The organism is Parachlamydia sp. (genome assembly GCF_050255895.1).
GTDB lineage: Bacteria > Chlamydiota > Chlamydiia > Chlamydiales > Parachlamydiaceae > Parachlamydia > Parachlamydia acanthamoebae.
Map to the genome: position 1 here is coordinate 1 of NZ_JBFWIR010000026.1, position 13,440 is coordinate 13,440.

At 39.5% G+C, this 13,440-nt stretch carries 15 protein-coding genes; 1 reads left to right on the top strand and 14 read right to left on the bottom strand.

Annotation, left to right across the window (positions count from 1 at the left end; genetic code table 11):
* Nucleotides 1-295: 295 nt before the first annotated feature.
* From AB7E63_RS06060 to AB7E63_RS06110, 11 genes are all read right to left on the bottom strand, one after another.
* Nucleotides 296-469 carry a hypothetical protein gene (locus AB7E63_RS06060; protein WP_284452763.1) on the bottom strand — a complete coding sequence of 58 codons (174 nt, stop codon included), beginning with the start codon at nucleotides 467-469 and terminating at the stop codon, nucleotides 296-298.
* Between the two features lie 214 nt (nucleotides 470-683).
* Nucleotides 684-1,073, bottom strand: a complete 390-nt coding sequence (locus AB7E63_RS06065) for a hypothetical protein (protein WP_006340480.1) — start codon at nucleotides 1,071-1,073, stop codon at nucleotides 684-686.
* A gap of 548 nt (nucleotides 1,074-1,621) precedes the next feature.
* Nucleotides 1,622-2,518 (bottom strand): PhzF family phenazine biosynthesis protein, encoded by an 897-nt coding sequence (locus AB7E63_RS06070; RefSeq protein ID WP_006340479.1) that lies wholly within the window; start codon nucleotides 2,516-2,518, stop codon nucleotides 1,622-1,624.
* On the bottom strand, nucleotides 2,518-3,138 hold the full coding sequence (locus AB7E63_RS06075; RefSeq protein WP_006340478.1) for a helix-turn-helix transcriptional regulator: 621 nt from the start codon (nucleotides 3,136-3,138) through the stop codon (nucleotides 2,518-2,520). The genes AB7E63_RS06070 and AB7E63_RS06075 overlap by 1 nt, the downstream gene beginning before the upstream one ends.
* 231 nt (nucleotides 3,139-3,369) lie before the next feature.
* Nucleotides 3,370-3,774 (bottom strand): phospholipase D-like domain-containing protein, encoded by a 405-nt coding sequence (locus tag AB7E63_RS06080; protein ID WP_144016262.1) that lies wholly within the window; start codon nucleotides 3,772-3,774, stop codon nucleotides 3,370-3,372.
* Nucleotides 3,775-3,784: 10 nt separating this feature from the next.
* Nucleotides 3,785-4,054, bottom strand: a complete 270-nt coding sequence (locus tag AB7E63_RS06085; protein ID WP_006340475.1) for a phospholipase D-like domain-containing protein — start codon at nucleotides 4,052-4,054, stop codon at nucleotides 3,785-3,787.
* A 119-nt stretch (nucleotides 4,055-4,173) separates the two neighbouring features.
* The gene (locus tag AB7E63_RS06090) at nucleotides 4,174-5,601 is read right to left on the bottom strand and encodes an efflux transporter outer membrane subunit (RefSeq protein WP_006340474.1); all 1,428 of its coding nucleotides are present in this window, start codon (nucleotides 5,599-5,601) and stop codon (nucleotides 4,174-4,176) included.
* Entirely contained in the window at nucleotides 5,598-6,656 is a 1,059-nt protein-coding gene (locus tag AB7E63_RS06095; protein ID WP_006340473.1) for an HlyD family secretion protein, read from the bottom strand. Before AB7E63_RS06095 ends, AB7E63_RS06090 begins: the two co-directional genes overlap by 4 nt.
* On the bottom strand, nucleotides 6,653-7,339 hold the full coding sequence (locus tag AB7E63_RS06100; RefSeq protein WP_006340472.1) for an ABC transporter ATP-binding protein: 687 nt from the start codon (nucleotides 7,337-7,339) through the stop codon (nucleotides 6,653-6,655). The genes AB7E63_RS06095 and AB7E63_RS06100 overlap by 4 nt, the downstream gene beginning before the upstream one ends.
* 1 nt (nucleotide 7,340) lies before the next feature.
* Nucleotides 7,341-8,486 (bottom strand): ABC transporter permease, encoded by a 1,146-nt coding sequence (locus AB7E63_RS06105; protein WP_006340471.1) that lies wholly within the window; start codon nucleotides 8,484-8,486, stop codon nucleotides 7,341-7,343.
* Nucleotides 8,487-8,547: 61 nt separating this feature from the next.
* On the bottom strand, nucleotides 8,548-9,558 hold the full coding sequence (locus AB7E63_RS06110) for a DUF2156 domain-containing protein (protein WP_006340470.1): 1,011 nt from the start codon (nucleotides 9,556-9,558) through the stop codon (nucleotides 8,548-8,550).
* A 235-nt stretch (nucleotides 9,559-9,793) separates the two neighbouring features.
* On the opposite strand from AB7E63_RS06110, the gene AB7E63_RS06115 reads away from it, so the two are divergent.
* Nucleotides 9,794-11,140, top strand: coding sequence for an MATE family efflux transporter (locus tag AB7E63_RS06115; RefSeq protein WP_006340469.1), 1,347 nt, complete (start codon nucleotides 9,794-9,796; stop codon nucleotides 11,138-11,140).
* Here AB7E63_RS06115 and AB7E63_RS06120 read toward each other — a convergent pair.
* Genes AB7E63_RS06120 through AB7E63_RS06130 form a run of 3 tightly spaced genes read right to left on the bottom strand, consistent with a single transcriptional unit; the run spans nucleotide 11,130 to nucleotide 13,437 of the window.
* Nucleotides 11,130-11,861: an amino acid ABC transporter ATP-binding protein gene (locus AB7E63_RS06120; RefSeq protein WP_284452762.1), complete on the bottom strand. Its 732-nt coding sequence runs from the start codon at nucleotides 11,859-11,861 to the stop codon at nucleotides 11,130-11,132. The genes AB7E63_RS06115 and AB7E63_RS06120 overlap by 11 nt on opposite strands.
* Nucleotides 11,851-12,603 (bottom strand): amino acid ABC transporter permease, encoded by a 753-nt coding sequence (locus AB7E63_RS06125; protein ID WP_006340467.1) that lies wholly within the window; start codon nucleotides 12,601-12,603, stop codon nucleotides 11,851-11,853. Before AB7E63_RS06125 ends, AB7E63_RS06120 begins: the two co-directional genes overlap by 11 nt.
* Before the next feature lie 18 nt (nucleotides 12,604-12,621).
* On the bottom strand, nucleotides 12,622-13,437 hold the full coding sequence (locus AB7E63_RS06130; protein ID WP_006340466.1) for a transporter substrate-binding domain-containing protein: 816 nt from the start codon (nucleotides 13,435-13,437) through the stop codon (nucleotides 12,622-12,624).
* Nucleotides 13,438-13,440: the final 3 nt, after the last annotated feature.

The window sequence follows — 13,440 nt, forward strand, 5'->3', positions numbered from 1 at the left end:
ACGCCAGAGGAAGCTGATTGTGATTACTGGCGTATTGAAGAGACAAGTCATGGAAGGCATGAAATACGAAAAGTTTGGACCACAGATGATCTAAGTTGGCTTCCTCAAAAAGATGATTGGCTAGATTTAAGGTCGTTGATGTGTTTGCGTTTAACTAGGGCAAGCAGACTCAGGAAACGAGGTACTATATATCTAATCTAAGGGCGGACGCTGAGAAGCTTGGTAAAGCAGCTAGAAATCATTGGAGCATTGAGAACAATTTGCATTGGCAACTTGACGGACCTACAGAGAAGACTTAAGCAGGGTCAGAAAAAAAAGGAAATGGAGCAGAAAATTTATCCGTTGTTAGGCATACGACGCTAAATTTACTAAAAGAAGATAAGGTGACAAAAGTGGAATAAAAAACAGCCGTTTGAAAGCAGGCTGGGATCGGCAATATCTTTTGATCAGCGTAAACTAAATTCTTCATGCGTTAGCCCTGGAGAAAAGACTAAATTATGTAACAGTGATTTAAGCTTCATTAGTTTTGTTATAAATAGCTTCTAAAAAACTAACATGCCTACATGGGGGCCCGCTTATTCTAGCCTCTTGTAGAATCGGCGGATTCACAATTCCGGCAAGATTTCATCTGGTATCCGAAGACTTATACGAGAGAAAAATATGTCATCGATGTATCATATTTTTTACTTGTATTTTGATGGACAATCAGGGTTTTGACATGGTTTACCAATTGGCCAGTGGCGATAGCAATAAGGGCACTTCCAGGTGTTTTGATATGCCATGGAGGGGCAGCCATCTTGAATAATTTCATTTTCGTAAACAAATAAACCAGATTGATCGGAATGGATAGAAGGAACACTAATCCAAATATTATCCCCTGTATGAAGGCGGAATATTTTTCCATTTGTTTCCAGTTCTTCGTCATTAATGTACATTTTTGTTTTGGGCGCAATCTTTGGTGCGAAAACTTCAGTATCAGAAATTTTACCCTGATAATCATCAAAATGATTTACGGTTAGGGCGCTACATATAGAAAAAACGGAAATAAAAATGAGTAAAAGAATTTTTTTCATGTTGTCTCCTTTTTGGGATTTTACATGACTGTTAGAAAAAAGTGTTAAATTTTGGCAAAAATAAAGTTTAAATAGAGGGAGAAATTATTTCTTTACATCCGCTCGTCACTTTGGTCACAAGAGCATTATCAATTACTATAAGCGTGATTTCTCTTCAATCAAAAAATGAATAAATAACCGATTGTTTATCAGAAACAATATGAGGAAATATCGGGTGCATTTTTTCCGCACTCAAATGCCTGAGAAGCTATTTGTTTAGACCGTAGCGATGTTGCCGTTTGAAATCTGATTGAGAGTGGTACATTCCTTCATCCAATTTCCTGAAGGCCTTGAATAACTCTGCACAGCTAGAGTTCCTTCCAATAACAACTTCTCGATCAGGAATGAAGGTGTCGTTTAAAGCGATCGTTACGGAGTGCCGATCCCTCTATTTTTGAAAGACCCACTCGTTTGGTGGGTTTCCATTTTTAGGTAAATTTGACACTTTAAGATTTCGCTGATCTCTAAGGATTCAATCAAAGGTTATTCGGTGATAAAGTTGCATATTCTTAAGGAAGTTTGAGCTGAGAGGCAAAAACATGCATCGCTTCTGCATGCAGCTTAACCTGCACGGGCTTTGTTTGCATGATCTCCAATTTCGCAAAACCAGGACGATGCATAAAATGTCCTTGTTCGACATGGATCCATTTTTGATCAGATTGAACGATTTTTTGGTCAAGAGCGTAGGCCGCTAATCCTCCTTGCATGGAACCTGTAAAAGGATCTTCAGGGACCCCAACAAGAGGAGCAAAGCCTCGCGCGTGGATGTGATTGTTTGTAGAAAAAGTTTCATGTGTTAAAAAACAAAAGACCACAATTTGATCTTTGCTAGCAAATTCAATTGCTTTTCGCGGATTCAAATTAATTTTCTCTAAGCATTTTAAATTGCGCGCAGTCAAATAAAGGTATTGATTTGTTTTTTCTAGCATAGGGGCTTTAGATACATCTATCAGCTCTTTTGAGATATCTAGTGCACGAAGAGTTTCTTCTAGGTTATAGGGAGATGACTCTAGTTGGATTTTGGGAGCATCGAAAATAAAATGCGGTGTCTGTTTTTTGGATAAATCAATTTCGACATCCAAAATGCCAGCATTCGTTTCTATCGTGAAAAAATTTTTAGCTTCCGTGCAGCCATAAAGGCCTTCGTGGGCGATCGTATTTAATGCCCCTACAGTGGCATGTCCGCAAAATTTGATTTCATTCCCTGGAGGCGTAAAAAATCTTAAACGAAAATCAGCTTTTTCACTTTTTTGAATGAAGCCTGTTTCAGAAAGGTTCATTTCACGGGCAATGTTTTTCATTTCGTTCTCATGCAGAGAATCTGCACCAATGACAGTGACGGTTGGATTGCCACCAAATAACGTATTTGTAAAAGAATCAGTGTGATGAATGGTATATGTACGCATTACGCTTCTCCCAATTGTTTAATATAATTGTAGATGCTTGCCCGAGAAATCGATAAATATTGGGCGAGAAAGGGGGCTGCATTTTTAAAATTAAAAATACCTTTGTGGTAGAGGTGTTGCACAAGCTCGCACTTTTGCTCTCTGTTTAAATGATTTTGAGATAATTTCTTTTCTTCTAAGTACTGTTGAATAAAGAAGATAGCTTGATCTTCACATTGGCTTCCAAAGGCGTCAATAGGATTTTTGGCATCTGCTTTAATTTGTAAGAATGCTGCAAGTCTTTCATGGGTTTCTTGAGCATGGCTGACATCTACATTAAAGCAAATTAAGCCCACGGCTTTTCCTTTTGCATTGCGGATCGTAATTGATGTGCATTTCAAAAGGCGGCCGTCCCAATTTTTTTTGTAGTAGGCGGAAAAATAATCAGGAAATTCCTGAGTATTCACTTTTAATTCTTGTAAGGGTGAGGGGGCGCCAATTTTTCTTTGGGAAAAGTTATGGTAGATTGCTACCACTTTTCCTTGATCCAAGTCGTGGATTGCGACTTCAACGTAGGGATGAAAAAGCTCAACAAGAGCTTTAATCAAAGGATCATAAATTTTCCAATCAGTTGCTTTCATTTTTCCTCCAAAGCAATGATTCTAGCAAGAATTTAGATTATTTGTCAAATTTAGACTTTTTGAATAAAAATGAATGCCTTTATACACTTTAGAAAAATCTTTCAAAAATGAATGAAGGCAATTGAAGTTTTAAAGGTGATTCCACATGGAATAGATAACCGAAAGTTGCTCGGAAGATAAATCATACAAAACGATAAAGCTTTCATCACTTCTGGAAAAACCATTGACTGTCTAGTTAGGTGAGCCATTGACAAAAGTGTAATCATCTACAAGCATCCATTTATAATGGCTTTCGGACCATTTGATGGGAATTCCGCCGCTGGTCAGGATTGCAATGGCTTCTTGCAGTTTGTTTGATTGGATTGTGATGATTTGCACATCAACACCGCGCTGTTTTGCTCTGACTAAAGCTCGGCTTATATCTTTATAGGACCACACATTCATAGCAACTTTAATACTGGATTTCGCGTCATCTATCAATTCGATAATTTTATTTTGTGCTAGAAAGTTTAGATCCCATTCGATAGTACGAGAGGGTGTAGGTTCTGTGTGGGGAAGGAGATATAATTCTAATAATTGATTGCCTATAACCGTTGAAATCGGAGTTGCTTGATTTCGCTTAGCCTTTCTTTCAATACAAAGAGTTTCATGGTGAAGGGCAGCCCGCTGCTACTGGATCATAATAAGCAATTGAAGCATTCTTCGCGGAGAGAATTCCTTCAGCAGAAAAATTAGGTGAACCATTCCAAACAAAGGCTTCGTCCACAATCAACATTTTATGATGGACATGTCCTTCTCCAAACTCTCGCGTGATGATTTCGCTAGAAGAGTGGAGGGATGTTTTAAGATTTCCGATATGAGCTCGGTCCAGCACAATTTTGATTTTAAGACCTTGGGCTGCCTTTTCGTTTAACACTTTACCTGTTTTGGGCGATTGGGACCGATTTTACCATAGGATAGAGTAGCACAATAAAAGGCAGCTAAATCTGCGCTGGGCATGACTCCTTATTGAGTAAACCTGCCCAATTAACATGCCTAAGCATCATCGCAAGTGGTTTCCCAGCCTCCACCTAATGCTTTATAAAGGGAAATGTAATGCATGAGAAGCTGAATTTTACTTTTCAAAAAGGCATTTTCAGTTGAGAGAAGAGAGCGTTGACTGACTAATACCTCGAGATATCCCTTAAAGCCCGTTTGATAAAGGTGAAAGAGCTGGTTATAGGATTCACCACTAAATTGCATAGCAGAAAACAGCTTACGATTATGTTCAAGTTCATGGTGATAAGAAGCAATTGTATTCTCAGTTTCTTCCAAAGCTTCTAAAACCGTTTTTTGGTATTGATATAAGGCTTGTTGAGTTTTTATTTTGTTAAGGTCTATATCTTGCTGAATTAGTTTGCTATTAAAAATAGGGGCTAGTAATTGGGGGCCTGCAAACCACACAAAGCTAGAGCGGCTTAAATGAGTGGCAACATCTCCGATAAATCCTCTTAATGAAAATCGAGGAAAAAGATCGGCCATCGCACTTCCCACTTTTTCAGTGGAAGCCGCTAAATTTCGTTCAGCTCTGCGAATATCTGGGCGGTTTCTTAGCAAGGCAGAGGGGATTCCTAAAGGTTTATAGTGAGGAAGCTCGGGGAGGTCATGGTGTTCTCTAAGTACGCAAAAGAGTTCTGCAGGAGGGCGTCCGAGCAAGATAGAAAGCCGGTGAATGCCTTTTTCAATGGAAAGTTCAAGCATTGGAATTTCAGATTCCAATAGCATGAGCTGTTCTTCTGTTTGCCATTGATCAATGATACTCGTAAATCCGGCTTCAAATAGACCCGTTGTCAATAACGTCGTTTCTTTTTGTGTTTGAATATGGCTTTTAGCTATGTCTAAGAGGTGTTGCGAACCTCGAATTTCGATGTAGTTTTTTGCAATTTCTGCTGTAAGAGAAACCATTAAATCGCGCAGGCTTTCAATAGAGGAGCCAATTTCTGCGCGTGCGGCATTTAATTCATGTGTTGTTTTGCCGAAAAGATCGATTTCCCATTCGGCATCGAAACCGATTTCAAAAAAATTGACATTCCGTTTGCGATGATGGTCAATACAAGAGGCTCCAAGGATATCTTTTAGAATTTTATTGTTGTACTGCACATGGCCATAATTAATGGTGCCATCAATGTGTGGGTAGAGCTGTGCGCTAATTCCTTTTTTTGCAGCCCGGGCCTCGAGAATTCTGGAAATGGCGATCTGCACATCGAGATTTTGCAGAGAAGCCTGTTCAATTAAAGAATTAAGCAAAGGATCATTTAAAGATTTCCACCACAAAAAGCAGTCCAAAGGTTCAGCATTCATCCCTTCTTCAGTAGTGCTATGCCACTGTGTAGGCATTTCCATTCCGGGAGGCTCATATTTTGGACCAACCGTGCAACCACCTAAAAAAACGCTAAGGAAGAAAAGAGCTTTTATCATTTTCATTTAGAGAGTTCCCTTTCGATAAATACATCCATGCGAGCTCCCACAAAAATGTGTGGATCTGATTTGGCAATCTTGTAAACGATTTGAAAGATCTGAGTGTCCACTTTTTCGTTAATTTCATTTGTTAAGTCTTCTTTTGCGACAAGAAAGGGTTCAATGCGTACAAATTCCAGTGGAAATTCATGACTAGCATCCCCTTGAAGGAATGCAACTGCTGGAGCTGTAGAACTAAAATAGGCCACTTCTAATTGGTTAATGCTGACCCTTAAATACATTTCAGTTGTATCCCCAATGATCATAATGGGGGTACGAGCGTTGCTCGGAACGGAAAATTCCCCTTCGTGAATTTTAATTTGCAAGACCGTTCCATCGATCGGTGAACGAATTATTGTGCGTTGGATGTCGGTTTGGATCGCGGTGACATTCGCTTTGGCAAACATCGTTTCATAATTCGCAATTTCGAGATCTGGTTTCCATGTTCCCGATTTAACTTTTTCAAATTTTGCTTCTGCTTCTCTGTATTGATCCTTAGCCTGCTGATATCTAAAATAACGGCGGTCGCTTTCTTCCTGACTGATTGCACGAGAATCAGGTAAACTGAGGACCATATCAAATTGACTTTTAGCCGCATTCATTTCCGTTTGGGCACTTTGGAGAGCTGCTTCAGCGGATGCTAAATCTTCAGGATGAGGAAGTGCTTCCAGCTTTTGAAGTCGCGCTTTAGCACTTTTATAAGCCATTTGTTTCACTAACAAATCAGCCATTAAATCTTTATTCTCAAGTTTGAAGAGAATGTCTCCTTTTTTGACTTTTTCTCCAACTGTCACGAATACTTTTTCAATGATGCGGTTTACAGGAGTTCCCACTTGAATATTTCCTGAAACCGGCTGTACAACCCCTACACCTGAAATGTATGATTTAAAAGGGGATAGAGGAGGTTTAATAAAATACTCGGGACTTTTGGGTTCTTCTGCATTTTTCCAAAAGGAAAAAAGAATCAAAAGGACGCTGCATAAAGTCGCAGCTAAGACGAGATAAAAATAATTTCTGTTCATATATCGTTCTCTGGAATTATAAGGCCATCACTCATAGTTATAATACGATCAGCAAAAGGGAAAATGCGATGATCGTGTGTGACAACAAAAATTGCTCTGGATGCGAGAGCTAAATCTCTTAAAAGAGACAAAATTTCTAGTCCAGAGGCTTTATCTAAAGAGCTGGTAGGCTCATCACAAACAATAATTTTTGAATTATTGACCATGGCTCGTCCAATGGCAATTCTCTGTTGCTGTCCCTTTGAGAGGTTTGAGGGAGAAAAATCAGCCCGTTGCGCCATATTTAATTCTTTTAATGTATTTAAGGCCCTTTCATTCGCTTCTTCTTCTGATTTTCCTGCTACGAGCAATGGTAAGGCTACATTTTCAAGTATTGAGAGCGTGGGGATCAGAAAAAGCGATTGAAAAACGATTCCTAGATAGTTTCTACGCAACATTGCTTTTTCGTTATCGTTCATTGTACTCACATTATGGCCTAAAATGAAGACCTCCCCTTCGTCAGGAGTCAAAATAGTTGTAAGGATCGATAATAACGTGGTTTTTCCTGATCCAGATGGACCAACCATCAAGGTCAATTGACCACTGTAAATATCCAAATCGATCCCTTTTAAGGCCTCGATACGGCACTCGTTTTCGCCATAACATTTCTTAACATTTCGGCAGCTAATTGCGATTGTATCCATGTTAACTACCCAATAATGTTTTGGGATCTACATAAAGAACCCGACGAATACTTAAAATGGCCGTAAAGATACAAATAATTAGGGCTACGGAAGCTGTGAAAAGTAAAAGTTGCCAAGGGAAAAGGAAGGCAAGCGTTGTATTTTTAATTGCAAAGCCCCAAAGGAGGGTAGCTGCTGTTCCAATGAGATATCCAATGACTCCAGATACGACAGCTTGCAGAATGATCATTTTTAAAATCATGGTTTTATTACCACCCAGAGCTTTCATAAGTGCGTAATAATTAATATTTTGAAGAGTTAAAATGTAAAAAATCTGTCCAGTGATAGAAAATCCAATGATCAGGCCCAAGGCAACTGACAAGCCGAAATTAATCAGAATGCCCGTTTTAAGGAAGTACTCTGCAATTTTCCTTTTGAACTGATCGCTGGTCAATCCGTCATACATGGCGAATGAATTGATTCGATTCAGTACATCATCTACATTTGCGTCGGGGGAAGACTTCGCGGCGATAAAAGAAATCCGTTTTACCGAAGTAAATTGCTCAAACTGGCTTGTGGCGGTAAACATGACCGGCTGAGGGAAAAAACCTGGGGTGATTTTTGCAATCCCCACAACGACCGCTCGCCGATTATTGATCTCAAAGGTATCGCCAATTTTTACTGGGATTACGCTTCCATCGGGCAGGGTATGTGCCAGTGCTCCATTGGCAGAATTGACATCGATAATGACAGCTCCCTCCCGATGCAAATCCCGCACATTTCCTTCAAGCATTTCAGCAGGGGCTCCAATTAAGGTCGCATCATCAATGCCATACAGTTGGGCTATTTTGAAAACACCCGATTCCATTGCAATGGGAATATCCATCAAATCGATCGGAACGGCCCACTCAATGCCTGGTGTGCTGCGCACAATATCAAGGTATTCCTTTGGCATGGTCCGAATTGCTCCTTCGCCCTGAGTAGCCGGATCAATGACCCAAATATTTGGTAAAGAGATATCCGTGACCATACGGTAAGATCTTGAAACAAGTCCCAAAAAAATGGCGGATTGTTGGGAAATCAATAGGGTTGCCAGGAATACGCCAAATATAGCTCCTATAAAAGAAGCTCTATTCCCAATCAGCATTTTAAAAGCTACAGCCAGCATAGTTCTCTTTCAATAGGGTGTTAATTTGTCACTCTATCCAAATCGAACCACTTTGACAATATTATTTTTTATTTTTCCCGTAGGAAACATTCATCGTTCGCATAAGGGCCAAGAGAGAATTTATTTTTATTTTAGAATTAAACAAAACATAGGATGGAAATGCTTTAGGCATAAATTTTTTAAAGAAGATCCTGCGTCGTTGCAGATGAAAAATCCAGTCCACCATTCTAAATAAATGACGTACGATAAAGGCTGTCAGACGGCCTAAGCCGACAATTTCTCCGAGTTGCGTCCCTGGACCTGCACCCAAAGAAAAAAAATGGCATTCTTCTTCGCGCAATTTTTCTATAGTACTGACGATCAAGAATTCGCTTGTTCCTGTGGGCGCATTAGGTAATGCCATGGAAAAGTTAAGGACCCATCCTTGAAAGAGGTCAATTTGTTTGAGCATGAGAACTCCGATAACTGTCCCATCTTTTTTTGCGTAAAGCCAGCGGGTTCCTTCTCGATTGGAGAAAAGATCCACTTCTCCTAAGTAGATTTGGGGACCTTTTCTAGATTGCAGCCATAGATTAGCAGCCTCTTTTAGCTGATTTTCCAAATGGGGATTTTGATCTGTATACTCCAGAATTTCAATACCTTGATTGCGTGCTTGGTTGACTTTCCAGCGTAGTTTTTCCCCCTTTCTTCCTTTGGTTGGGTCAATTTGGGGGTCGACAATCAATTCTTCAGCAACTTGAATCAAGGTTTGACTGACATTTTGAATAGCCCAATGTGCAAATTTCTCGGATACAAGAATGTAGATAACATTTAGCTTTTGTTTAGTACAGTAGTCTTGGAAAGCGTGGGTCAAAGCGGGGATATCTTTTTCTGCACATACGGGATCGCTAATTACAACGGCGCAATCACGCTCGAGTCGATATCCAATAAATCCTTCAACTTCAGAAATCGTAAAGGTTTTACAATGTGAGTCTAATAAAATAACAGCAGGTGGATGACCTAAACGTTTTATTAGATTTGCAATTTTATTCTGAATATAAATTTTGGGAGGAGCTTCTTCTGTAATAGTCAATCTTTTATCTCCTATGCTAAAAATGAACTAATATTTTTATTATGGATCTAAAATCTAACTAATATATTTATTAAATATTTTTTACTATAATTATATATTTCTAAAATTAGTTTATAATGGTAAATGGGTTATGAAGAAAATAGTGAAAATAGCATTTTTTATTTTAAGTTGATCTCGATTGTCGTAATCGGTACTCTACTGATTCCAAATAAGTTAGACGAATAGGGAATTTTTTATGGATTTGACAAAAGGGGAAGTGCCTTCATTGGTGCAAAAAATTGCAATTCCCGCAGCTTTAGGCTTTTTTTTTAATACGATGTTTAATGTCGTAGATACTTATTTTGCAGGATGGGTTTCTACGCAGGCTTTAGCAGCCTTATCGTTAAGCTTCCCTGTTTTTTTCATTATTTTAGCTTTTGTACAAGGAATTTCAACAGGATCTGCCGCTTTGATTTCAAATGCTTTAGGAGCTAAAAATGAAGCACAGGCAGAAAGAATTTCTGCACAAGTTTTGAGTTTTGCAGCCATGTGTTACTGTTTCCTTGTTGTCATCGGATTGTATGTTGATTCCTCCCTTTTCCAACTGATGGGAGCTGAAGGAGAATATCTAGAAATGGCTGTGGCTTATATGGATATTATTTTTATCGGATCATTTTTCTTTATTGTTCTTTATGCCGCGAACTCCATTTTATTGGCACGCGGAAATACTAAGGTTTTACGCAACTATCTGATTTTAGGATGTTTTATTAATGCGGTCTTGGACCCATGGTTTTTATTTGGAGGCTACGGCATCCCTGCAATGGGATTAAAAGGGATTGCAGTTGCGACTGTTTTTACGATGATGCTTGGCTTTTTTTATGTGCTTTACGAAGTGATCCAAAGTGGATATTTTCATGTGTGCTGTTGGAGAGATTTTATCCCCAAGCGCGATGTTTTTTTTGCTATTGCTGAACAAAGTTTTCCTGCTGCGCTCAACATGATGACAATTGGGATCGGGATTTTTATCATGACCTATTTTATTAAAGACTTTGGACATGAAGCCGTGGCTGCTTATGGAATTGGCATTCGGATAGAACAGATTACCCTTCTTCCCACTATTGGACTCACGGTGGCATCTCTTTCTATTGTTGGGCAAAACAATGGGGCTGGGATGATTGATCGCATTAGGGAAACCGTGCATGTTTCCACTAAATATGGTGCCCTCATTGTTTTTGTGGGATGTGTATTGATGAGTATCTTTCCGGAGCCGTTATTCAAGATTTTTTCTAATGACCCAAAAGTCATTCAAATAGGGTCAACATACCTGCGGATTGCGGCTTTGATTTCTGCCGCCTATATGTTGCTAGGGATTTATATTTCTGCTTTGCAAGGTATGAAAAAGCCCTTTTTCCCTTTTTTAGTGGGATGTTTAAGGCAAATTATCTTGCCATGCCTGGTTTATTACTTGATGACACAGGTCTTGCATTTAGGCTTGTTAAGCATTTGGTGGAGTTGTTTTACCATTACCTGGTTGGGAGCCCTGATTACCGTGTTTTATACGCGTTGGGTTATTAAGCAAAAAACTCAAAAATTTAATATTTAAGGACTTGTTCCAAGTAGTATTGAATTTCTGGAGAAGCTGGATGGCCAAAAAATTGGGAGGTAGGTTTTGAATCCAAAACCTTTCCTTCCGAAAGAAAAAGAATCCAATCACAAATTTTACGCGCAAAGCTAATGTGATGTGTGACAATGATAAATTGCTTTCCCTCTTTTTTTAGTTCAACAATTAAATCTAAGACCTCAGAAGTCATGAGGGGATCTAATGCAGAGGTTGGCTCATCAAAGAGCAGCATACTGGGTTGAATGGCAATTGCTCGAATAATCGCGACTCTTTGACATTGGCCACCCGAAAGCTCGGCTGGCTTTTTATGCGCGTGCTTTGCCAATTCGAAGCGATTGAGAAGCGTCATAGCCTGTGAGTCAGCATCTTCTTTGGAATAGCCATGTACGCGATAAAGAGGGAGAGAAATGTTTTCTAAAGCGGTTAAATGGGGAAACAAATTCCAAGATTGAAACAAAATGCCTAATTTTAAGCGGTGCTGACGCAGCTGTTTTTCTTCGAAGATTAAAGGAACGCCATCAAAGTTAACGAGGCCACAAGTAGGAGACTCAAGACCGGCTAGTATACGCAAAAGGGTTGATTTCCCACTGCCAGAAGGACCTAGTAGAGCGAGCGATTGAGTTTCCGGAATAGACAAGTTGATGTTTTTCAGAACCTTTTGCTTGTTATAGACCTTCTCTAATTGCGTAATTTCAAGTTTCATAGCGGAATCTTTCTTCTAACTTTTTACTTAACAAAGATATTGGCAAAGTCAAAACCAGATAGCCAAGAGCGAGGGGAAAGAAGCTTTCCAAAGTGCTATAAGTGGCGCTATTGATTTGTTGTGCTGTGTTGGTTAATTCGTTAATACCAATGATTGATAGAAGGGAAGAATCTTTAATGATGGAAGCAAATTGTCCTGCTAAAGGAGGAAGCGTTTGGCTCACAGCTTGTGGAAAAATAATAAAACGATAGGTTTGAAAAGGTGTTAAGCAAATTGCTCTGGCGGATTCAAGTTGTGTACTGCTGATGCTTTCGATGCCCGCGCGGATCATTTCAGCAATATAAGCGCCACTGAACAATGACAAGGAAAGAACCCCAACAATTAAGCGATTTTCTAGACCCACGGCATGAGCCACCACATAATAAAAAACCAGAATTTGCACTAATAAAGGAGTGCCCCGAATAAATTCAATGTAGCCAGTCGCTAAGTAACGAAAAAATGGAATAGCAGAAAGCTTGGAAAAAGCTGCAATGCAGCCAATAATCAGACTCAAAATCAAGCAAATTCCGGATAAATAGACCGTGTTCAACCATCCTTTAAGAAATAATTCTCGGTATTCCCATACCGATGACCAGTCATAGGCTTGAGAATAAAAAACCGTGTAGCACAGAAGAGCCAAAAGAACAATAGCTAGCGAAAGTTGAAAAAATAAAGATATTTTATGCCAAATGGAAGTCTGCATGTCGGTTTCCTTAAATGCTTACATAAAAAAGGGAATGCCCATTTCTTCAAATGCGGCCATTTGCGGTCCTAGAAAGAGACGGCCCAATTTTTTGATGCCTCCTTCTTTCTTAAATTCCTTAAGGAATTGATTGACCTGCTCTAGGAGAGCTGTGTTTCCCTTTTTAATTCCAATGCCCCAATCTTCCTGAGTAAACGGATGAAGAAGCGCACGCGTGGTATTGGGATTTTTTTTCCAGTTTTGAAAAACCGAAAGTTGATCGTAGATAAAAGCATCCGCTTTTCCTTGCACCACTTCCATTACACAGGACGTTTCCTTATCTAAAACAACCACTTGAGCTTGCGATAAATGCTTACGTGCGTAGACCTCGCCACTTGTGCCCGATTTGACCACAAATTTGAACTTAGATTGATTTCCCTCTGCAATAGAAGATAAGGGTGAATTTTTGCTGACCAATAGGCAAAGTCCTACAGAGAGATAAGGATTTGAAAAATCGATCGAAGCACTGCGCTGTTTGGTGATGGACATAGAGGAAATGATCAAGTCAATTTTGTCTGTTTTTAAGGCTGGAATGAGCCCAACAAAAGGGATGTTTTCAATTTTTACAGGACGATTTAGATAACGTCCCAATGCATACCCTATTTCGACGCTGATGCCTGCAGGCCTTCCTTCTTGATCAATCATCTCAAAAGGGGGATAAGCGAGCTCCATTCCAATCATTAATGGAGTTTCTTGAGCTCGAAGAGGGACAAAAAATATCCCAAAAATGAATAACCAAGACAGAATGCGAATGGGGCGCAGGGCAAGCATGATCTTTCCTTTCTGTTGAAGCATGTC

Bases quoted from the DNA above. Each gene is read 5' to 3' on its own strand.
- AB7E63_RS06060 (WP_284452763.1), bottom strand. From the start codon at position 469: ATGAAGAATTTAGTTTACGCTGATCAAAAGATATTGCCGATCCCAGCC.
- AB7E63_RS06065 (WP_006340480.1), bottom strand. From the start codon at position 1,073: ATGAAAAAAATTCTTTTACTCATTTTTATTTCCGTTTTTTCTATATGT.
- AB7E63_RS06070 (WP_006340479.1), bottom strand. From the start codon at position 2,518: ATGCGTACATATACCATTCATCACACTGATTCTTTTACAAATACGTTA.
- AB7E63_RS06075 (WP_006340478.1), bottom strand. From the start codon at position 3,138: ATGAAAGCAACTGATTGGAAAATTTATGATCCTTTGATTAAAGCTCTT.
- AB7E63_RS06090 (WP_006340474.1), bottom strand. From the start codon at position 5,601: ATGAAAATGATAAAAGCTCTTTTCTTCCTTAGCGTTTTTTTAGGTGGT.
- AB7E63_RS06095 (WP_006340473.1), bottom strand. From the start codon at position 6,656: ATGAACAGAAATTATTTTTATCTCGTCTTAGCTGCGACTTTATGCAGC.
- AB7E63_RS06100 (WP_006340472.1), bottom strand. From the start codon at position 7,339: ATGGATACAATCGCAATTAGCTGCCGAAATGTTAAGAAATGTTATGGC.
- AB7E63_RS06105 (WP_006340471.1), bottom strand. From the start codon at position 8,486: ATGCTGGCTGTAGCTTTTAAAATGCTGATTGGGAATAGAGCTTCTTTT.
- AB7E63_RS06115 (WP_006340469.1), top strand. From the start codon at position 9,794: ATGGATTTGACAAAAGGGGAAGTGCCTTCATTGGTGCAAAAAATTGCA.
- AB7E63_RS06120 (WP_284452762.1), bottom strand. From the start codon at position 11,861: ATGAAACTTGAAATTACGCAATTAGAGAAGGTCTATAACAAGCAAAAG.
- AB7E63_RS06125 (WP_006340467.1), bottom strand. From the start codon at position 12,603: ATGCAGACTTCCATTTGGCATAAAATATCTTTATTTTTTCAACTTTCG.
- AB7E63_RS06130 (WP_006340466.1), bottom strand. From the start codon at position 13,437: ATGCTTCAACAGAAAGGAAAGATCATGCTTGCCCTGCGCCCCATTCGC.